Annotated in this window: 16 protein-coding genes and 2 pseudogenes; 1 reads left to right on the plus strand and 17 read right to left on the minus strand. The window is 54.0% G+C overall.

Annotated features, from left to right (window positions below; genetic code table 11):
- Positions 1–33 precede the first annotated feature (33 nt).
- The 14 genes from RJD28_10070 to RJD28_10135 form a co-directional block, all read right to left on the minus strand.
- The gene (locus RJD28_10070) at positions 34–1,947 is read right to left on the minus strand and encodes a bifunctional 4-hydroxy-3-methylbut-2-enyl diphosphate reductase/30S ribosomal protein S1 (protein ID WNV56689.1); all 1,914 of its coding nucleotides are present in this window, start codon (positions 1,945–1,947) and stop codon (positions 34–36) included.
- A complete protein-coding gene (gene cmk / locus RJD28_10075; protein WNV56690.1) occupies positions 1,944–2,612 on the minus strand; it encodes a (d)CMP kinase in 669 nt (222 codons plus the stop codon). The genes RJD28_10070 and cmk overlap by 4 nt, the downstream gene beginning before the upstream one ends.
- A gap of 24 nt (positions 2,613–2,636) precedes the next feature.
- Positions 2,637–3,866, minus strand: a complete 1,230-nt coding sequence (locus RJD28_10080) for an NAD(P)/FAD-dependent oxidoreductase (protein WNV56691.1) — start codon at positions 3,864–3,866, stop codon at positions 2,637–2,639.
- A 30-nt stretch (positions 3,867–3,896) separates the two neighbouring features.
- Positions 3,897–4,808 (minus strand): MurR/RpiR family transcriptional regulator, encoded by a 912-nt coding sequence (locus RJD28_10085; protein WNV56692.1) that lies wholly within the window; start codon positions 4,806–4,808, stop codon positions 3,897–3,899.
- A gap of 42 nt (positions 4,809–4,850) precedes the next feature.
- On the minus strand, positions 4,851–6,176 hold the full coding sequence (locus RJD28_10090) for a D-alanyl-D-alanine carboxypeptidase family protein (protein ID WNV59601.1): 1,326 nt from the start codon (positions 6,174–6,176) through the stop codon (positions 4,851–4,853).
- Positions 6,177–6,317: 141 nt separating this feature from the next.
- Positions 6,318–7,544, minus strand: a complete 1,227-nt coding sequence (locus RJD28_10095) for a pitrilysin family protein (protein ID WNV56693.1) — start codon at positions 7,542–7,544, stop codon at positions 6,318–6,320.
- A gap of 109 nt (positions 7,545–7,653) precedes the next feature.
- Complete coding sequence (locus tag RJD28_10100) at positions 7,654–8,622, minus strand: CFI-box-CTERM domain-containing protein (protein ID WNV56694.1); 969 nt, start codon at positions 8,620–8,622, stop codon at positions 7,654–7,656.
- A 198-nt stretch (positions 8,623–8,820) separates the two neighbouring features.
- The gene (locus RJD28_10105; GenBank protein ID WNV56695.1) at positions 8,821–9,501 is read right to left on the minus strand and encodes a TIGR00266 family protein; all 681 of its coding nucleotides are present in this window, start codon (positions 9,499–9,501) and stop codon (positions 8,821–8,823) included.
- A gap of 147 nt (positions 9,502–9,648) precedes the next feature.
- Positions 9,649–10,398: a YebC/PmpR family DNA-binding transcriptional regulator gene (locus tag RJD28_10110; GenBank protein WNV56696.1), complete on the minus strand. Its 750-nt coding sequence runs from the start codon at positions 10,396–10,398 to the stop codon at positions 9,649–9,651.
- A 127-nt stretch (positions 10,399–10,525) separates the two neighbouring features.
- Positions 10,526–11,392, minus strand: a complete 867-nt coding sequence (locus RJD28_10115) for a hemolysin family protein (GenBank protein ID WNV56697.1) — start codon at positions 11,390–11,392, stop codon at positions 10,526–10,528.
- A gap of 96 nt (positions 11,393–11,488) precedes the next feature.
- On the minus strand, positions 11,489–11,839 hold the full coding sequence (locus RJD28_10120; protein ID WNV56698.1) for a type II toxin-antitoxin system PemK/MazF family toxin: 351 nt from the start codon (positions 11,837–11,839) through the stop codon (positions 11,489–11,491).
- Between the two features lie 67 nt (positions 11,840–11,906).
- Positions 11,907–13,061, minus strand: a complete 1,155-nt coding sequence (gene alr, locus RJD28_10125) for an alanine racemase (GenBank protein ID WNV56699.1) — start codon at positions 13,059–13,061, stop codon at positions 11,907–11,909.
- Positions 13,058–14,575, minus strand: coding sequence for an NAD(P)H-hydrate dehydratase (locus RJD28_10130; GenBank protein ID WNV56700.1), 1,518 nt, complete (start codon positions 14,573–14,575; stop codon positions 13,058–13,060). Before RJD28_10130 ends, alr begins: the two co-directional genes overlap by 4 nt.
- A 316-nt stretch (positions 14,576–14,891) precedes the next feature.
- Positions 14,892–15,542 carry a redox-sensing transcriptional repressor Rex gene (locus RJD28_10135; protein WNV56701.1) on the minus strand — a complete coding sequence of 217 codons (651 nt, stop codon included), beginning with the start codon at positions 15,540–15,542 and terminating at the stop codon, positions 14,892–14,894.
- 308 nt (positions 15,543–15,850) lie between these two features.
- Between RJD28_10135 and RJD28_10140 the strand changes: the two are divergent.
- Positions 15,851–17,783 (plus strand): annotated as a pseudogene (locus tag RJD28_10140) (ABC-F family ATP-binding cassette domain-containing protein).
- Between the two features lie 63 nt (positions 17,784–17,846).
- Here the strand turns inward: RJD28_10140 and RJD28_10145 are convergent.
- The 3 genes and pseudogenes from RJD28_10145 to RJD28_10155 form a co-directional block, all read right to left on the minus strand.
- A pseudogene (locus tag RJD28_10145) lies at positions 17,847–18,624 on the minus strand (ZIP family metal transporter).
- Between the two features lie 28 nt (positions 18,625–18,652).
- Entirely contained in the window at positions 18,653–19,861 is a 1,209-nt protein-coding gene (locus RJD28_10150) for an NADP-dependent isocitrate dehydrogenase (protein WNV56702.1), read from the minus strand.
- Positions 19,862–19,880: 19 nt separating this feature from the next.
- Positions 19,881–20,537: a GntR family transcriptional regulator gene (locus RJD28_10155; protein WNV59602.1), complete on the minus strand. Its 657-nt coding sequence runs from the start codon at positions 20,535–20,537 to the stop codon at positions 19,881–19,883.
- Positions 20,538–20,545 lie beyond the last annotated feature (8 nt).

A 20,545-nucleotide genomic window follows, 5' to 3' on the forward strand; every position in this document is an offset into this window, starting at 1 on the left:
CAGCATAACCCATACTGAACATTGCGTATTCGATTACTCTTCGTCTCTGTCTTCCTGTGCGTTCTCAAGAGCCTTCATGCTCAGGCTGATCTTTCTGTCAGCCTCGTTCAGATCTACAACCTTGGCTGTGATCACCTCGCCTGCCTTCAGAACATCAGACGGCTTCTCCACATGCTCTCTGGAGATCTGGGAAACATGAAGCAGTGCGTCTACGCCGGGCTCCAGCTCTACGAATGCGCCGAAGTCTGTCATACGTGCAACTCTTCCCTCTACCACGTTGCCTACTGCATACTTCTCAGCAGCGTGTAACCAAGGATTGGTCTCCGGGAACTTCAAGCTCAGGGCGATCTTGTCATCATGGATATCCTTGATGAGAACAGTTACCTGCTCGCCAACCTTGAAGATCTTCTTCGGATTTTCAACTCTGCCCCAGGACATCTCGGAGATGTGGAGCAGTCCATCAGCACCACCCAGGTCGATGAATGCGCCGAAGTCTGTCACGTTCTTGACAGTTCCCTCAACCACATCGCCTGCATGGATGCGCTCAAACAGTTCCTTCTGCAGCTCTGCCTTCTTGGCAACAAGCAGCTGCTTGCGGTCGCCGATAATTCTTCTTCTCTTCGGATTGAACTCTGTGATTACGAACTCAATCTCCTGTCCTGCGTACTTCTCCAGGTTCTTCTCGTATGTGTCGGATACGAGGCTTGCCGGGATGAAGATCCGGGACTCATCAATGATCACGCTTAAGCCGCCGTCCAGTACCTGTGCAACCTTGGCTGTCAGCACTTCTTTATTCTCAAACGCTTCTTCCAGACGCTTGCTGCCCTTCTCGGCTGCCAGACGCTTGTAGGTCAGCGCAACCTGTCCCTCGCCGTCGTTTACCTTCAGGACTTTTGCTTCCATCGTGTCGCCAACGGAAACAAGCTTGGTAAGATCAGCACTGGAATCGTTCGTATACTCGCTGCGGGTAATGATACCGTCTGACTTGTAACCAATATTTAAGATGATCTCATCTTCTTTCACACCGATAACCGTGCCTTCGACTACCTCTCCTGTACGTATTGTTTTTAATGATTCCTCCAGCATTTGTTCAAAACTAACTTCTGACATTCCTTTTTGAACCTCCTCAATTATTTTCTTTGGGGTGGATGCCCCTGCGGTAATACCTACATTATCGATGGACTGTAATTGGTTTAGATCCAAGTCAACAAGTGTTTGTATATAGTAAGTATTGGTGCATTCCTTTTTACATATTTCAAATAGTTTCTGCGTATTCGAGCTGTGGCTTCCTCCGATGACGATCATGGCATCCGACACGGCCGCAATGGCTTTTGCCTCCGTCTGGCGTTCTTCCGTCGCTCGGCAAATCGTATTTAAAACAATTACATCATAACGCTTTTTCGAAATAATTTCAACTAATTCTTTAAATTTATTGTAGTTAAATGTCGTTTGGGAAACAATACAGAATTTGGAATCTATATCCGCGGTGAAATCCCGGGCCTCCTGTACCGATTCGATGATGGTCACCGGCGTGAGGCTGTGCCCCCGGATTCCCTCTACTTCCGGGTGTTTTGCGTTGCCGATGATGATGATCCGCCGGCCGGCCGCGCTCTCCTTCTCCACAATTTTGTGAATTTTCAGCACATAGGGACAGGTGGCATCCACGCACGTCAGTCCCTGCGCTTCCAGCTGCCGGTACACGTCCCTGCCCACCCCGTGGGAACGGATGATGACCGTCCCTTCCTTTACCCGGGAAAGTGCCTCCTCATCTTCCAGCACCTGCACGCCTCTGGCCTCCAGATCCTTCACCACCTCTTCGTTGTGGATGATGGGTCCGAACGTATAGATGGGCCCGACGCCCCTGGCCGCCTGTTCATATACTTTGTTTACCGCCCGTTCCACACCGAAGCAGAACCCGGCGGTCTTTGCCACCCGGATGGTCTTCATGCGCCCCGCTCCTTTGCCAGACGGATGATCTCCTCCGTCACCTCTTCAATGGTCATATGGGAGGAATCGATGAACACGGCGTCCTTCGCCTGCACCAGGGGCGCGGTATCCCGGTGCATATCCCGGTCATCCCGGATGCGGATCTCTTCCTCGATCTCTTCCAGTACGGCCGGAATTCCTTTTTCCTCATATTCCAGGAACCGGCGTCTGGCTCTCGTCTCCACACTGGCGGTGAGATAGATCTTCAGGTTGGCATCCGGCAGCACGCAGGTGCCGATGTCCCGGCCATCCATGACCACATCCTTTTCTCGGGCCAGCTTCTGCTGCAGCACCATCAGCTTCTTTCGCACATCCGGGTTCACGGAAGTGACGGAAGCCATGCTGCTCACCGCTTCTGTCCGGATCCGGTCGTTCACATTTTTTCCGTCCAGCAAAACAACCTGCTCGCCATTCTCATAGGCAATGGTGATGTCCGCATGGACACATTCCCGGCTCAGTGCCTCCTGATCCTTCGGGTCGATGCCCTGCTGCGCCACATACAAGGCCATGGCGCGGTACATGGCGCCCGTGTCCACATATATATAGGATAATTCTCCCGAAACCTTCTTTGCTATCGTGCTTTTTCCGGCTCCCGCCGGTCCGTCAATGGCGATGTTAAATCCCATCTGGTTCCACTCTCCTTATTTGTCTTAATACATGCTCCGTCCCGCCGCTGCACCGGTGGCCCAGGCCACCTGCAGGTTAAAGCCGCCGGTCAGGGCATCCAGATCCAGCACTTCCCCGATAAAGTAAAGTCCCGGAATCTTCTTGCATTCCATATTGCCCGGCCGGATCTCCTTCACAGAGACGCCGCCCTTGGTGATGATGGCTTCCGCAAACCCTCTGGGGCTTTTTACCGTCATGGGCAGATGCTTGAACAGATGCACCAGCACTTCCCGCTCCTGCTTTGTCACCAGGTTCACCGGCTTGTCCGGATCAATGCCGGACAGGCGGATCATCACCGGGATCATTTTTGCCGGCAGCAAATGGCCCAGCACATTTTTAAACTGTTTATTCTTTCCGGCATCAAAATCCCGCAGAATCCGGGCGTCCAGCGTCTTCTCCGACAGCGCCGGTTTCAGATCCACGGTGAGAGTGACCAGTTCTTTTCCCAGGCGATCGGTCACATAACTGCTGGCGCTCAACACCAGAGGCCCGCTGACACCGAAATGGGTGAAGAGCATTTCTCCTAACTCCTCATAGAGCACTTTGCCGTTCTGCACGGCCTGCAGGGATACATTTCGAAGAGACAGGCCCATCAGCTCTTTTGGCCAGTCCTCCTCTGTCTCCAGCGGCACCAGCGCCGGAAAAACCTCCGTCACATCCACGCCGCATGCCCTCGCCAGACGGATGCCGCTGCCGTCGGAGCCGGTGGACGCGTAAGAACTGCCGCCCGCCGCCACCGCCACATAATCTGCATGCTCTTCATGGCCACCCATGAGCCGCACACCGGTGACGCCGTTTTCATCTGTGAGGATGTCCTTCACCTCCGTGTGCAGATGGACGCGCACGCCTCTGCGGCGCATGGCCTTCTCCAGCGTCCGGATCACATCCGAGGAATGGTCGGATGCCGGAAACACCCGGTTGCCCCGCTCAGTCTTGATGGTCAGTCCTTCTTCCTCAAAAAAGGCCATCACATCCTGGCTGGTGCAGGCGCGAAAGGCACTGTACAGAAATTTCTCATTCCGGCACTGATTGCGCAGCAGCGTCTCCACATCGCAGGCGTTGGTCAGATTGCACCGCCCTTTTCCCGTGATAAAAAGCTTCTTGCCCAGTTTTTCATTTTTCTCATACAGGTGCACCTCACAGCCGTTGTCCGCCGCCGCAATGGCCGCGTACATCCCCGCCGCGCCGCCGCCGATGATGATTGCTTTTCCCATGCTTCTTTATCCTTTCCGGCCGTTTCCCGGTCAATCCTTTCGAAATCCGAACCGGATGCTGTCATCCAGCGGATCGATCTCGTCATTGGTATACACCTGATACTCGTCCCAGATCTTCTCCAGATCCTCCAATGTGCCCACCACCGCTGCCTGCCGTTTCATGCACAGTGCCGCGATCAGCGCATGGATAACGCTCAACGGGGCCACCAGGGAATCTGCGATGGACGCCGTGTCACTGGCTGCAATGAGATTGCAGGAGGAATACAGGTTCATGGGGGAATGGATGCTGTCGGTGATGGTGATGACCTTGGCATTCCGGTCGTTGGCATATTCCAGTGCTTTCAGCGTCCGCATAGAATACCGGGGAAAGCTGATGCCGATGAGCACATCCTCCTGGTTGATCCGCAGCATCTGTTCAAAAATCTCACTGGCGCTGTTGGTGCGGATGCACCGCACATCGTCGATGACCAGGTTCAAATAGAAGGTCAGAAACGCCGCCAGCGGCTCACAGCTCCGGATACCGATAACATACACCCGTCTGGCATGCAGGATCGTATCCACCGCCGCCTCAAAGGCCGTCTCATCGATGGTATCCAGTGTCGTCTGGATCTTCTCCATATCCTCCCGGAGCACGCTGGACAGCACCTGGCTCTCCGGCATCCGCCCGCAGGCCGCCTCCACCCGCTGGGCGGTGTTCAGCTTCGTGCGCACCAGCTCTCCCAGTGCTTTCTGAAACTCCGGGTAGCCCTTGTAGCCCAGCCGGATGGCAAAGCGGACCACGGTGGACTCGCTGACGCCCACCTCTTCTCCCAGCTTTTCTGCCGTCCAGAAGGCCGCTTTGTCATAGTTATCGGTAATGTAAGCCGACAGCCGCTTCTGCCCCTTGCTCAGCTTCGCATAGCTGCTATTGATGCGGTTCAGTAATTCATTTGTGTTCGACATATCGGCATAAACCTCTCATTTCCCATTTCATTCTTCCAGCCATTATAGCATAGATCCGCCCCGGCTGTAAACGAGCAGATATTTTCCCAGCACCCGGGTAAAACACCAGGAAAAGTCACAGACTTCGACGCTGTTGGCGGTGTACACCGGATATTCTGCCAGCACCAGATCGCCCAGCACATAGCGCAGTCTTCCCACCTCTGTGCCCTTTTTTACCGGTGCGGCTATCTGCCGTTTTCCCTCATAGACCACTTTCACTGATTCCTCCGGCCCGAGCAGCACCGGCAGTGTCTGTTCCTCCGCCGGCACCAGAAGCTCTGTCGGCACCGTCTGCGGCCGCACCCACATGCCATCTGCAGGCGCTCCGCCGGTCACCGCAACCGGCTCCGGCTGCCAGTTTTTCTCGTACACATCCCGGTATGTATAATGATCCAGCCCGTACTGCATGAGCGTTCTCGTATCCGCCCATTTATACGTTTTGTTGTTAGGCCAGCCGCAGGCCAGAAGCGCCACGATGAATGTCCGCTTCTCCCGCTGCAGCGCTCCCACATAGCAGTAGCCCGCCTTTGCTGTAAATCCCGTTTTCCCGGTAAGGGCGCCTTCCATCATGTGCAGAAACTGATTGTGGTTCGTACAGGAAAAGCTTCGTTTTCCCGCCACATCCGAAAACGTATAGGAGGCAGTCCGGGTAATGGCAAGAAATTCCTCCCGTTTGGGAGATTCTATGATGCAGTACCGCAGGATCGCCGCCAGCTCCGCCGCTGTGGTGCTGTGGGCCTTCTTCGTGCCATCCGCCAGTTCTTCCTCCCCGTCCAGCCCGTTGGGCGTGACGAAATACGTGTGGGACAGGCCCAGCGTGGCGGCCTTTTCATTCATTTTGGACACAAAGGCGTGCACGGCGGTTTTACTATCTATTGAATGCGCCTGGTTCCCGGTCTTTGGCGCATTTGATTCCTGCTCATCCGATACCTGCCCGCGCTCTCCTTCTTTCAGTAACCGTCTCCCGATGGTCTCCGCAATGCACACCGCCGTGTCGTTGTGGGATTCCAGCATCAGGGAATAATAGAGATCAGAAAGATAAAACTGCTCTCCCGCCTGCATGCCCAGCCGCACCTTGGACTGTCCCGCCGCATAGGCGGAAGCCTCGGCGATCTCCCCTTCCTGTGCCAACTCCAGCGCCGTGATCAGCGTCATGATCTTCGTGGTACTGGCCATAGGCATGGGCGTCTCCCCATCCTTATCATAAAGAATACGCCCGGTGTCTGCATCCATCAGAACCGCAGACCGGGCGTACAGTGTCAGCTCCTGCCGGGGTTCCCCGCTTCCTTCCCGGAAAGTCTCCGCCGGGGATGATACCCTGTCATACATGGTTTTTCCGGACAGCGCCAGGAACACCAGCACCACCAGCACGGCATACAGGCCTTTTTTCTTTTCCAAAGGGCATTTTCCTCTCCCTGCCATTGATAAATGGTATGGAAAACGCCGGAAAAATATGCAAAAATCAGTCCCTCAGCCCTCGTAATTGCCCATAATGCACACCGATGCCTGTTCCACATCGGCCCACTGCTCCATAAAAGCAGAAATATCCGCCTCGGTCACCCGTGTAAGGCCTGCCAGCGTCTCCTCCGGGGAGATCACCCGCCCGTAGCAAAGCACCGATTTTGCCAGATTGTCCATCCGGGCCTGGGGGCTTTCGTTGCCCAGGATCACCTCCGCCCGCAGCTCCCGCTTTGCCTGGGTAAGCTCTGCAGGGGTGACGCCCTCCTTTTTCATCTGCCGGATCAGAGAAAAGGTATCCTCCATGGCCAGATCCAGCTGCCCTGCATTGGTGGCCGCATAGATCTGCCATAAGCCTGCCTTGCAGAAATTGCTGCCATAGGAATAAATGCTGTAGGCCCGGCCCTCTTCCTCCCGGATCTTCTGAAACAGCCGGGAGCTGACGCTTCCGCCCAGAATGCTGTTGGCCAGGGAAAAGGCGTACCGCTCCGGGGCATCCACCGTCAGTCCCGGCATGGCGATATCCAGATGCACCTGTTCGATCTCCCGGAACCGACGGAAATGTTTCACGCCGTACACCGGCACCGTCAGTTCATTGCCCTGCCGTCCGGACGGGATATCCCCGAAATACCGCTCCAGCTGATCCTGAAAACCAGCCTCATCGATATGGCCTGCCGCGCAGATCAGCATCCGGCCCGCAGTATAGTACGTCCGCCAGAAATCCATGATCTCCTGCCGGGTAAATGCCCGCACCGTCCGTTTTTTCCCGGAAATGATATAGCCCAGCGGGTGATTTTTCCATACCTTTTTCTGCAGCTTCTCATGCACCATATCCTCGCAGGAATCGTTGTACATGCTGATCTCGTCAATGACCACCTGTTTTTCCGTAGCCAGCTGCTCCTCCCGGAAAGCAGACGCTTTCAGCATATCGCTGATGAGATCCATGGACGGCTCCAGCTGATCGTCCAGCGTTTTCAGATAATAGGCAGTGTATTCCTTTCCGGTATAGGCGTTCAGATTGCCGCCCAGCGCTGCCGTCTCATCGGCAATGTCCCCGGCGGTACGGATATCCGTTCCCTTGAACAGCATATGCTCGATCACATGGGAAATGCCGTTATTTTCCTTCGTCTCATAGGCGGAGCCCACCTGTACCCAGACGCCGAACGACACCGTCCGCACCTGCTCCATGGGCTCATATACCACATGCAGCCCGTTATGCAAATAAAATTCTCTGACCATAGTCCTCCTCTGATTTTTCAGGCAAAAGGAACCCGCTTCAGGCAGCTACATGCGCCGCCCGCCGCAGGTTCCGAAAGATTTCATGTTCTGTTGTGCAAATGCTTCCTCATCAGGAAGCCTGACGTTCCCGGTGACTTTTTACCCGTTCTGTCAGGAAATACGTCTCCTTCAGCGTCTGTACCATATCAGTGTAAACCTGCTGACAGGCAGCCTGATCCCCTTCTTCGATCAGACGGATACAGGGCTTCAGGTACTGGTCATAGATGCCCTGATAAATCGTACCGGCATCTGACCGGCGGCCGATCCGCTTCACAATGGTGGGCGCGATGTCATAGTACTCCTGCACCAGCGCTTCTCCCTCCGGGCGCTCCATCAGATAACCGTCCCGGTAATCCCGCAGCAGATTCAACTCATAGCAGTCGTCCGGCTTGCCCAGAGACTCGCATACTGCCGTGGTGATATAGCAGAAACGACGCTTAAATCCGGCATTGATCAGCTCGAAGGTGGACGTCTTGATGTTCGTGTTTTCAAAGGTCTCATTCCACAGGGCCACCATCTGCTCCGGCAGCGCCTGGCTGCTGGAACCCTTATACGCTGCAATGGCCGGCAGGATATAAACCACCATGGCCATATTATTTTTCAGCTGCTGATCCGCCCGCTGGCTCTTCTTCGTGATGGTGCTCATGCCCTCCTGCGCTCTGCCGACAAAATCAGCCGCCGCCTGTGCAAGAAACGCCTCCTTGTCCTCTGCCACACAGTAGGCCTTCTCCAGCGCCTCAAAAATATAGCGGTTCCGGTTATAATAGTCCTGGAACGTGGTCTCGTAGGTCTGTTTCTTAAATCCCTTCATCGGGTCTTCTATCTTCTCCAGCATGGAGAGGAAGTCTTCCTTCACCTCTCCGTAAATATCCATACAGGGGACGCTCTCTGCTACGATCCGGTTGTGCTCCGCCAGCGCCCGGACAGCTTCCGCCGTCTCGATCTCCTGTCCGCAGAACATACACAGGATCCGCTCCCGGTCCTCCGGCACCTGCAGAAGTTCATGGCATTTCGGGCACATTCCCTCTTTAAATCCCATTGCTGTACCTCCCAATACGTTTTCTCGTGATGCTTATAAAGGACAGTATAGCATACTGTCCTTTATTGTTCAAGGAAACAACATTTTCAAATATTACAGTTCACGCGCGCCATTCGCAAAACCGCATCTTCGATACTCTCCGCTGCTCTGCAGCTCATTTTTGCTCATCAAAAGGCGCTCCTTTCGAGTGAACTGTAATCATGAATTCCCCGTGGGAATATAGGGCCGCAGGGCGCCCGCCACGTTGGAGATGGGCATGGTCTGCAGCCAGATGTGTCCCGGCCCGGTCACCACCGTGTTGAAAATACCCTCGCCGCCGAACAGCATATTTTTCATGCCCGGCACCGCCTGGATATCCATGGAACAGGTGGCGCTCATGGCTGCAATGTAGCCCGTATCCACGATGATCTTCTGACCCGGCTGCAGCTCATACTCCACCACATGGCCGTCGAACTCCGCAAACACAATGCCGTTTCCTTCCACCTTCTGCATGATAAAGCCCTCGCCGCCAAACAGACCGGCGCCCAGCTTTTTCTGGAAAAAGACAGACAGTGAAATACCGCTCTCACTGGCAAGAAACGCGTGCTTCTGGAACACCATCTCCCGGCCCGGCCCGATCTCAAACGCCCTGATGGAGCCCGGGAAACAGGAAGTAAAAGCGATCATACCACTTCCCTTTGCCGTATAAACATTCTGGAACATTTTTTCCCCGGAAAACATGCGTCCGAACGCCTTGCCCAGTCCGCCGTTGGTCGTGGTCGCCATCTGCATGTTCGGTGACATCCAGGACATAGCACCGCCTTCCGTGATCATCTGCTCTCCGTCCTCCAGATGGCAGATCACCACCGGAAGGGTATCCCCTTTGATCTCATAACGCATCGCAAAACCTCCTCTCGTCCGAATTATTTGATCATCCTGTTATAGTTTCATTATACATTCCCAACGGTATCCCCGCAACCATAAAAACCTCCCCTGCTATGGATTTTCCATATACAGGAGAGGTTCTGCATTTTCATATATCTGAGATTATTCTTCGTCTTCCTCTTCCGGCGCATCCCAGTTATGGTATACAGCCTGCACGTCATCGTCATCCTCCAGAAGATCCAGGGTTCTCTGGATATTGCGGACATCTTCCTCTGAGGTCAGCTCCACATAGGTCTGCGGGATCATGGTTACCTCTGCATTTGCCATGGGGATGCCTGCCTCCTCCAGCGCCTTGCGGACATCCTCAAATGCATCGGGATCTGTAAGGATCTCAAAGCTGTCCTCTTCCTCGCTGAAGTCCTCAGCACCTGCATCCAGTGCGGTCATCATGAGTTCGTCAGCATCCATGTCGCATTCTTCCTTATCCACGATGATCTGTCCCTTCTTGTCAAACATGAAGGATACACATCCCTGTGTGCCGACATTTCCCTTGCCCTTGGTGAAAGCGCTGCGGACGTTGGCTGCAGTACGGTTCTTGTTGTCTGTCAGTGCGTCTACGATGATGGCTGTACCGCTGGGACCGTAGCCCTCGTATGTGACATACTCATAGTTGACGGAACCGGAATCGCCTGCTGCACGCTTAATGCCCCGGTCGATGGTATCGTTGGGCATGTTGGCTGCCTTTGCCTTGGCGATGACTGCCTGCAGCTTGTAGTTGTTGGCCGGATCCGGGCCGCCCTCTTTGACAGCTACGGCAATTTCTCTTCCGATGATGGTAAAGATCTTCCCCTTGGCTGCGTCGTTTTTCTCTTTTTTATGCTTTATGTTGGCGAACTTCGAATGTCCTGACATAAAATAACACTCCTTTTTCTATTTTTTCTTTTCGTAAGGTTCTTTTCCGATGCACGCCGTGTATCAACAACAGACGTGCAAAAACTGCAATCAATTATAACACTGCCTGTACATATTTTCAAGAAATTTATTCTGTTTCTGTACTTTCCGGCAGTTTGGACACATGCACTTTCTGGATCACTTTGTTCTGGATGCTCTGCACCGCAAAACGATACCCGGAATGGTTGATGACGATGTGCTCATCGTCCGCCGGGATCCGGTCCAGAATGGAAATAAGGAATCCGTTCAGCGTCTCGATCTCGTCCTCGCCGAAGGATACGCCCAGCGCCTCCTCCACATCTTCCAGCGGCGTCACCCCGCGGATGATGAAGGAATGATCCGGCAGCTCCACAATGTCCTCTTCCTCCATGTCGTACTCATCCTGGATATTTCCCACGATCTCCTCAATGATATCCTCCATGGTGACCAGACCGGCCGTCTGCCCGTACTCGTCCACCACGATGACAAAATGCAGCTTCTGCTTCTGCATGGTGCGCAGCAGATCGCTGATGTTGCGCGTCTCGGGAATAAACCGGGCCGGCCGCAAAATGTTCGGCAACTCCCGGATCATCTTCTCCTGCTCCTTCGGATCGCGGTTGGCTTTCACCGCATCCTTGAAATGCAGGAAGCCGATGATATTGTCAATGTTTTCCTCGTATACCGGAAAACGGGAATAGTTCTGATCCAGCATATAGTTCAGGGCATCCTTCAGCTTCATGGTGCCGTCCACCGCCACAATATTTTTGCGGTGGGTCATGATGTCCCCGGCTTCCTTGTCCCCGTATTCGAAAATATTATGTATCAGTTCTGTCTCATTGGCTTCCAGAAGGCCCTTCTCATGTCCTTCATTCACCATGGAAATGATTTCTTCCTCCGTCATCTTGTCCGAATTGCCTTTTCCGAATAAACTTTTCAGATTCTGGAAAAATCCGGGATGACTTCCACCCTCATCCATCTGTTCTGCTCCTTTTATCCCACAATTTCAAAAATACCGCCGCAGGTTCGTTATTGAAAATATACCATTCTGCGGCGGTTTCGTCAAGTTTTCCGGCTATGTATGCAGATCCAGACTGACCCGCAGGGCTTCGTCCACCGACTGCATCATTTCATATTCCAGATGACAGACTCTGTCCCTGAGCCGCTTTTTGTCAATGGTGCGAAGCTGCTCCAGAAGAACCACCGAATCCTTCATCATCGGATACCGCCCGGAGGACAGTTCGATGTGCGTTGGGAGCTTCGCCTTGTTCATTTTGGACGTGATGGCCGCAATGATAATGGTAGGGCTATGCCGGTTGCCGCAGTCATTCTGGATAACCAGCACCGGCCGCACACCGCCCTGCTCGGATCCCACCACCGGGCGCAGATCCGCATAATAAATGTCGCCTCTTCTGATGATATTCACGCATTTCACACTCCGATAACTCTGTTCTTATACGATAGTATTTCCAGGATTATCGGATGTATACACATTACTGCTCCGGTACCGGCACGCCCTTTCTATAATATACGCGGGGGACGCGCTTGCCGACACAGCAGACAAACTCATAATTGAATCTGCCGGACAGTTCGGACAGAGTCTCCACCGGCAGGAAGGCATCCCCGTCCTGGCCCACCAGCGTCACCTGGTCATGCTGTCTGGCTTCGGGAATATCCGTCACATCCACCATAAACTGATCCATACACACCCGGCCAAGGATCGGGGCTTTTTTTCCGTGAATGAGCACCCAGCCTTTGTTGGAAAGCTGTCTCGGATAGCCGTCGCCGTAGCCCACGGGAATGGTTGCCACCCGCAGCTCTTTCTTCGTCTCATAGGTGCCGCCGTAGCTGATAAGCCGCCCGGCAGGCAGCGTCTTGATGTAGGCGATATGGCTCTTTAACTCCATCACCGGACGCAGGGGCACCTGGGCCTTGTTCACTTCTTCCGACGGATACAGACCGTACAGGGTGATCCCGGCCCGCACCGCATCCAGATTCAGCTCCGGCATGTCCACGATGCCCGCACTGTTGGAGCAGTGCCGCATGGGGATATGGATGCCCCGGTTTTCCAGCATATCCACAAACGCCATATATTTTTCAAACTGTCCCTTGGTAAAGGTCTTATCCGCCTCGTCTGCCCGGGAAAAATGGGTGAACAGTCCCTCAATGGCAATGCCCGGCAGCGCAGCGATTTCCTGCACCTCATCGGCGCTTTCCTCTGTGGGTTCATAACCGATACGGCTCATGCCCGTATCCAGCGCAATGTGAACGGGTGCAATCTTTCCCTGTCTCTGTGCTTCGTCTGAGAGAGCCTGTGCCATTTCTTTTGTAAAAACAGCCGGGCGAATGTCCAGCCGCACCAGATCGCCGTAGCTTTCCGGAAACGTATAGCCCAGGATCAGGATGGGTTTCGTGATGCCGCCCTTTCGCAGCGCCTCGCCTTCCTCCGCTGTTGCCACTGCAAAGCCCCAGATATCCTCCATGTGCTCCGCCAGACGGGCGATGGGCAGTGCACCATGTCCGTAACCGTCCGTCTTGATGACACACACCATCTTCGTCCCTTTTTTCAGATTATCCCGCATGGACTGCAGATTATACTCCACTGCATCCAGATCTATTTTCGCATATACTCTGCTGTTGCTGCTCATTTGTTCTGCTCCTTCATTTTTTCATAAAACGCTTCTTCTCTTCCGATGTACCCCAGAAGATCGCCTGCCAGCGTCCCGCGCACGCCATTCTCCGCTGCAGATGCCTCGCCTGTCAGGGCATGGAGGCGCACCGCCGCCGCTGCCCCGTCAAAGGCTGGAGCGCCTTTTGCCAGCAGGGCCGCGATGATGCCCGTCAGCACATCCCCGCTACCGCCGGTGGCCAGGGCACTGCTTCCTGCGTTGTTGATCCACGTCTGCCCGTCCGGCGCCGCCGTTACCGTTCTGGCATCCTTCATGACGCACACTGCCTGAAACTTCCGGGCTGCTTTTCGCGCTGCCCCGGGAATGTCCGCCGTGATCTCTCCCACCGTGGTATGCAGAAGTCTCGCCATTTCTCCAGGATGGGGCGTCAGCACACAGCTGGCCGCCCGGTCGCCAAGGACGTTCTCCGGGAAACCGGCCAGAAGCGTCAGCGCATCCGCATCCAGCACCAGCGGCCCCTGATAGTGGGCCAGCACCGTCTCCAGCAGCTGCCGGGAAGAAAGATCTGTGCCGATCCCCGGCCCCAGCACCACGGCGTCCGCCCAGGAAAGGCTTTCCAACAGCCTTGGATAGCCGCTGCTAAGAAGCTCCCGTTCTTCCACCATGGCCTCCGGCACCAGCGTCTGTAAAATCTGCCGATTACTCTCCTCTGTATAGATCTTCACCAGGCCGCAGCCGGTGTGATAAGCCGCTGATGCGGAAAAATAGGCTGCGCCGGACACGCCCTTTCTTCCGGCGATGACCAGCACCTTGCCATAAGTGCCTTTGTTAGAGCGAGTGCGCCGTTTCAGATATTTCCAAATATCTTCATTTTCTGTCAGGCGCATTTCCGGCAACTCTCCCGCAAAAGAAGCCTCCGTGATGCCGATGTCCGCCACGAGGAGTTTTCCCGTATTCTGTGTGCCCGGATACAACAGCTGCCCGGCCTTGGCAAAGGCAAAGGCCACCGATGCGTCCGCCTGCACGGCGCAGCCCATGATCCGCCCCGTATCGGAGTGCACGCCGGAAGCGATATCCACCGCCAGCACCCGAGCCTGCATGGCATTGATAGCCGCCACTGCATCCGCGTAAACACCGCCAACGTCCCGGGAAAGACCCACGCCAAACAGGGCATCCACCACCGTCGTATAGCCCCGATCCTCCAGAGAGTCCGTCATGGGCACGCCATAAAACTCCAGGATATGCAGCTGCTGTGCCGCCTGGTCGCTGGCCTTCTCCCGGTTACCCACCACGCAGACCGTCACATCCACGCCCTCCAGGAAAAGAAGTCTGGCCACCGCCATGCCGTCTCCGCCATTGTTGCCCACACCGCACACCACCAGCACTTTATCCAGGCAGAATTGCTCTGTATGCAATGCCTCTACCGTTTTTAATGCTGCACGCTCCATGAGCACCAGGGACGGGATGCCGATGGTGTTCATCGTGTAAGCGTCTGCACGCTTCATTTCCTCTGCGGTTACGATATATTTCATAAAAGATTACCCCCCATTCATAGGAATCCATATAGCCTCTCCCGTGTGCACGTCGCGATTTTGTAAACTGCATCCACCTAAGATACCAGAAGATTGCTCCGTGTTTCACACTCCCGCAATCTTCGCCCACATTCGCATATCGTGCAGCTTACGCCGCACTTTTATGCTCATATGTGGGGCGGGGCATAAAGTCTTAAAATCACTTTTGTGCAAGCACATCGTGATTTTAGACTTTTTCCCCTGGTATCTTATATATAAAACGACGTATCAGATTTCCCCGCCCTGGGTGCTTCTGATACGTCTCTTCTTCCTGATCTTATTGTTCCGATCCTGAACTTTTGATAAACATGCTTGTACGATAAGACAGCTTCATCAGACTTTCCGACAGATGAACATTCTCTACAACGACATTCTCAATCGTATGTAAATCAATATTGGCAAAATTCCAGATTCCTTTGATACCATACGTAACGAGCAGCTTCGCCATATCCTCTGCTTTGGACTTAGGAACCGTCAGCGCCGCGATCTCAATCTTATTGTCCCGGATAAATGCCTCCACCTCATCGATCATGCGGATCTCGATGCCTCTGACCGTATTGCCGATCAGACGCGGGTTCACATCAAAAATACCCTTGATCATCAGACCCTTCTTTTCAAACTCCACATAGTTAGCCAGAGCCTGTCCCAGATTACCGGCTCCTACGATGATGATATTGTGTTCCCGGTCAAGACCGAGGATCTTACCGATCTCCTCAAAGAGATACTGCACATTATACCCGTATCCCTGCTGCCCAAAACCGCCGAAATTATTCAAATCCTGTCGAATCTGAGATGCGGTCACCTGCATGCGCTTGCTCAGCTCATTGGATGATATTCGTTCTGTCCCTTCTTCCAGTAAATCCTGAAGATAACGATAATATCTGGGCAAACGTGCAATCACTGCTTTGGATATTTCTTTTGATTCCACAGATTCGGCCTCCTTATACAATGCTGGTATTATTATAACGAAATGTTAATTTAATGTCAAATATTCTGTTGTTTTTTCTTTGTATTTCGTTATAATAATGATACCAGGGTCTAAAGGTCTAAATCCACATGAGCTTGCTCATCGGTGAATGAAAGACCTTGAGCCCCGCCCCAATATGAGCATAAAAGTGGGATGCTCATCCCACGATATGCGAATATGGGGCCCAGAATTGTGAAAGTGCAACGCACGAAACAATTCGCGGGTATCATATGTTATCTAGTGCCATCTATCGCACCACGGAGGTTTTTATGATTTTATCCTGTCAGAATATATGCAAATCCTTTTCCGGCAAGGACGTTTTATGCGACGTTTCCTTCCATATTGAAGATAAAGAAAAAGCTGCCATCGTCGGCATCAACGGCGCGGGCAAGACCACCCTGCTGAAAATCATCTTAAAAGAGCTGTCTGCCGACAGCGGCGAGGTCATCCTCTCCCGGGGCAGAACCATCGGCTATCTGGCCCAGCATCAGGCGGTGCTGGAGACCAACAGCATTTACGACGAGCTCATGTCTGTGAAGCAGGACGTGCTGGATCTGGAGACGGCCATCCGCGCCACCGAGCAGCAGATGAAGGACGCTTCCGGGGAACGGCTGGAACAGCTGATGAACCGCTATTCCTCGCTGTCCCACGAATATGAACAGAAGAACGGTTACGCCTGCCGCAGCGAGGTCACCGGCGTGCTGAAAGGTCTGGGATTTGAGGAAGCAGACTTCCACCGGCCCGCAGCCGAGTTATCCGGCGGCCAGAAGACCCGGGTGGCACTGGGCAAGCTTCTGTTATCCCGCCCGGACATCCTCATCCTGGACGAGCCCACCAACCATCTGGACATGGACTCCATCGCCTGGCTGGAAACGTACCTGACCAACTATGACGGCGCCGTTCTCATCGTGGCCCACGACCGGTATTTCCTTGACCGGGTGGTGACAAAGATCATCGAGATTGAAAACGGACACGCCATGATGTTCCAGGGCAATTACACCGCTTACGCCCAGAAAAAGGCCATGATCCGGGACGCCCAGATGAAGGCTTACTTAAACCAGCAGCGGGAGATCCGCCATCAGGAGGCGGTCATCGAGAAGCTGCGCTCCTTCAACCGGGAAAAATCCATCAAACGGGCGGAAAGCCGGGAGAAAATGCTGGACAAGATCGAAGTGCTGGATCGCCCCACAGAGGTCAACGACCAGATGCACCTGACACTGGAGCCGGAGCGCATCAGCGGCAACGACGTGCTCACCGTGGAAAATCTGTCCAAATCCTACCCGCCCCTGACCCTTTTTTTCTCATCTGGATTTCCAGATCAAGCGGGGAGAAAAGGTTGCCATCATCGGCAATAACGGCACGGGCAAGACCACGATCCTGAAGATTTTAAACGGCCTTGTCTCCCCGGATACCGGTACCGTCCGGCTGGGCTCCAACGTGGAGATCGCCTACTACGACCAGGAGCACCATGTATTACATATGGAAAAAACACTGTTCGAGGAAATTTCCGACGCTTACCCGAACATGGACAACACCCGCATCCGCAACGTGCTGGCAGCATTTCTGTTCACCGGGGATGATGTGTTCAAGCGGATCAAAGACTTGAGCGGCGGCGAACGGGGTCGTGTTTCCCTGGCAAAGCTCATGCTCTCCGAAGCCAATTTTCTCATTTTGGACGAGCCCACCAACCATCTGGACATCACCTCCAAGGAAATCCTGGAATCGGCGTTGAACAGCTACACCGGCACCGTCCTGTACGTGTCCCACGACCGGTATTTCATCAACAAGACGGCCACCCGCATTCTGGAACTCACCGGCCAGACGCTGATCAACTACATTGGCAACTATGACTATTATCTGGAGAAAAAAGAGGAGCTGACCCGCATTCATCTGGGGGACAGCCAGACCGCTGCCACCGCCGCTGTTTCCACCGCGGACACGGAAGCCAAGCTGGACTGGAAACAGCAAAAGGAAGAACAGGCCCGCTTGCGGAAAATCCAGAATGACCTGAAAAAGACAGAAACCGAGATTGAACGGCTGGAAAGCCGGGAGGCGGAGATTGACGAGCTCATGACCCAGGAAAGCGTATTCACCAACGTGGCGGAATGCATCAAGCTCAACAAAGAAAAGGAAGAAATTGCAGAACAGCTGCTCTCTCTCATGGAACAATGGGAGGAATTGAGCGAGCAGGCCGCACAGTAAAAATAAAGAAATAACGACCATACAAGAGTCATATTGTTCTTGTGTGGTCGTTTTCTTATTATCTTATCCCAGTGCCACGTCCAGCACCATCATCACAGAAAATCCCACGGCAAAGAAAACCGTTCCGATATCGGAATGCACGCCCTCGGACATTTCCGGGATCAGCTCTTCCACCACCACATACAGCATGGCGCCTGCCGCGAAGCTCAACAGATACGGCAGCGCCGGGACGATAAGTCCTGCAGCCAGAATGGTCAGCACCGCGCCGATGGGCTCCACAATGCCGGAAAGGACACCGCCTAGGAACGCCCGTCCCTTGCTCATCCCCTCCGCTCGCAGCGGCATGGAAATGATGGCGCCCTCCGGGAAGTTCTGGATGGCGATGCCCAGCGACAAGGCCAGCGCCCCGGCAGCGGTAATCTGGGCGCTGCCGGACCGATACCCGGCATATACCACACCCACGGCCATGCCCTCGGGAATGTTGTGCAGCGTCACGGCCAGCACCATCATGGTTGTCCGCTCCAGCTGGCTTTTCGGCCCCTCGGCCTGGGTGCTGTTCTGATGCAGATGGGGGATGATGTGATCCAGCAGCAGCAAAAACAGAATGCCGATCCAGAAGCCCACCGCCGCCGGAACGAAGGCCCATTTTCCCCATCCCGGCGGACTGCTCCATGGCCGGGATCAGAAGGCTCCACACAGAAGCCGCCACCATGACCCCGGCGGCAAACCCGGTCAGGGCCCGCTGTACCCGGTCACTTAAGGCTTTTTTCATGAAAAATACGCAGGCTGCGCCCAGCGCCGTGCCCAGAAAAGGAATGGCAATTCCATAAAAGATTTCCATGCAGTGATCTCCTACTGATCAAAATATTTTAGTTCATCGCATCATAGGTTGCCCGGATTGCCTTGATAAAATCCGCGCTGTTTAAAACTTTCACATCAAGAAGCGTGGTGATCAGTGCCAGATCCTTGGTCATCTTGCCGTCCTCAATGGTCTGGATCGTTGCTTTTTCCAGCTTATCGGCAAAATCCATTAGCGCCGCATTGCCGTCCAGCTCGCCGCGCTTGCGAAGCGCCCCTGTCCAGGCAAAGATCGTTGCCACCGAGTTGGTGGATGTCTCCTCCCCTTTCAGGTGCTTGTAGTAATGGCGCTGCACGGTACCGTGGGCCGCCTCATACTCATAATACCCTTCCGGAGATACAAGCACAGAGGTCATCATGGCCAGAGAACCAAAAGCAGTAGCCACCATGTCGCTCATCACATCGCCGTCATAGTTTTTGCAGGCCCAGATATAGCCGCCCTCGGAGCGGATCACCCGTGCCACCGCATCGTCGATCAGCGTGTAAAAATATTCGATACCGGCTGCCTTGAATTTTTCATCATACTCCGCATCGTAAATCTCCTGGAAAATATCCTTGAAGGTGTGGTCGTATTTCTTGGAAATGGTATCCTTCGTTGCAAACCACAGATCCTGCTTCGTATCCAGTGCAAAATTGAAACAGCTTCTGGCAAAGCTTTCGATGGAGGCATTCACATTGTGCATACCCTGGATGATGCCCGGGCCGTCAAATTCATGGATGGTCTCCCGCATTTCTGTCCCGTCAGCCGCAGTAAATACCAGCTCCGCCTTTCCGGCGCCCGGCACCTTCATCTCCGTTGCCTTGTACACATCGCCGTACGCATGACGGGCAATGGTGATGGGCTTCTTCCAGGTGCGCACCGTGGGCTCAATGCCTTTCACCACGATAGGTGCACGAAAAACAGTGCCGTCCAGAATGGCGCGGATCGTTCCATTGGGGCTCTTCCACATTTCCTTCAGATTATATTCTGTCATACGGGCAGCGTTGGGGGTGATGGTGGCACATTTAACCGCAACACCGTATTTTTTCGTTGCCAGCGCGGAATCCACCGTCACCTGATCGTCGGTCTCATTGCGGTGCTCCAGACCCAGATCATAATACTCTGTTTTCAGATCAATATAAGGCAGCAGCAGCTCGTCCTTGATGATTTTCCACAGGACACGGGTCATCTCATCTCCGTCCATTTCCACAAGCGGGGTGGTCATTGTAATCTTGTCCATAAAAGCAAATCCTCCTGTTTTATTTAATGCCTTTTTGCTGGATATTATGTATCGTGTTGATAATGTGCTCTTTTGCCAGCTGTTCTGCCAGATCCGGGTCGTGGGCCTCGATGGCCTCCAGAATCCGCCGGTGCTCATGGGTGGAAGCGCCTGCCCGCACATTGGTGGACACGGAACGCTTTCTGGCCCGCTGGACATAATGGTGATAGTCTGATAACAGATGGTGCAGCTGTTTGCTGCCGGAAGCCTCATACATCAGCTCATGAAACTTGCTGTCCATCTCGAATACTTTTTCAAAATTGCCGTGGGCGGCATGGAACTCCGCCAGCATCAGCACCTCCTGCAGGTCTGCCAGCTGCTCCTCTGTGATCTTCTCCGCCGCAAGTCTTGCGCTTAAGCCCTCCAGCCGGGAACGGATCATATAGATATCCTGGATATCTTCCTGGGAAATGCCCTTCACATAGGCGCCCTTGTTGGGGATGATATACACCAGATCTTCCAGCTCCAGCTGCCGCAGCGCTTCCCGTACCGGAGTTCTGCTAACACCCAGGGATTTGCCGATGGCAATCTCCCGCAATTCCTCATCCGGCTCATACCGGCCGTTCAGAATATCCTCCCGGATCCGATGATATACTCTGCCTCTCAGGGTAAAACTGTCCGGGCTCTCCTCCGGCATGGTGTACG

The sequence above is a fragment of the Oscillospiraceae bacterium NTUH-002-81 genome (assembly GCA_032620915.1).
Taxonomy (GTDB): domain Bacteria; phylum Bacillota; class Clostridia; order Lachnospirales; family Lachnospiraceae; genus JAGTTR01.

What these genes read in the sequence shown, in the direction of transcription:
- RJD28_10070 (WNV56689.1), bottom strand. Translation starts at nt 1,947, where the DNA reads ATGAAGACCATCCGGGTGGCAAAGACCGCCGGGTTCTGCTTCGGTGTG.
- RJD28_10110 (WNV56696.1), bottom strand. Translation starts at nt 10,398, where the DNA reads ATGTCAGGACATTCGAAGTTCGCCAACATAAAGCATAAAAAAGAGAAA.
- RJD28_10115 (WNV56697.1), bottom strand. Translation starts at nt 11,392, where the DNA reads ATGGATGAGGGTGGAAGTCATCCCGGATTTTTCCAGAATCTGAAAAGT.
- RJD28_10150 (WNV56702.1), bottom strand. Translation starts at nt 19,861, where the DNA reads ATGGACAAGATTACAATGACCACCCCGCTTGTGGAAATGGACGGAGAT.
- RJD28_10155 (WNV59602.1), bottom strand. Translation starts at nt 20,537, where the DNA reads ATGCCGGAGGAGAGCCCGGACAGTTTTACCCTGAGAGGCAGAGTATAT.
- cmk (WNV56690.1), bottom strand. Translation starts at nt 2,612, where the DNA reads ATGGGATTTAACATCGCCATTGACGGACCGGCGGGAGCCGGAAAAAGC.
- RJD28_10095 (WNV56693.1), bottom strand. Translation starts at nt 7,544, where the DNA reads ATGGTCAGAGAATTTTATTTGCATAACGGGCTGCATGTGGTATATGAG.
- RJD28_10100 (WNV56694.1), bottom strand. Translation starts at nt 8,622, where the DNA reads ATGGGATTTAAAGAGGGAATGTGCCCGAAATGCCATGAACTTCTGCAG.
- RJD28_10085 (WNV56692.1), bottom strand. Translation starts at nt 4,808, where the DNA reads ATGTCGAACACAAATGAATTACTGAACCGCATCAATAGCAGCTATGCG.
- RJD28_10080 (WNV56691.1), bottom strand. Translation starts at nt 3,866, where the DNA reads ATGGGAAAAGCAATCATCATCGGCGGCGGCGCGGCGGGGATGTACGCG.
- RJD28_10105 (WNV56695.1), bottom strand. Translation starts at nt 9,501, where the DNA reads ATGCGTTATGAGATCAAAGGGGATACCCTTCCGGTGGTGATCTGCCAT.
- RJD28_10090 (WNV59601.1), bottom strand. Translation starts at nt 6,176, where the DNA reads ATGTATGACAGGGTATCATCCCCGGCGGAGACTTTCCGGGAAGGAAGC.
- RJD28_10130 (WNV56700.1), bottom strand. Translation starts at nt 14,575, where the DNA reads ATGAAATATATCGTAACCGCAGAGGAAATGAAGCGTGCAGACGCTTAC.
- alr (WNV56699.1), bottom strand. Translation starts at nt 13,061, where the DNA reads ATGAGCAGCAACAGCAGAGTATATGCGAAAATAGATCTGGATGCAGTG.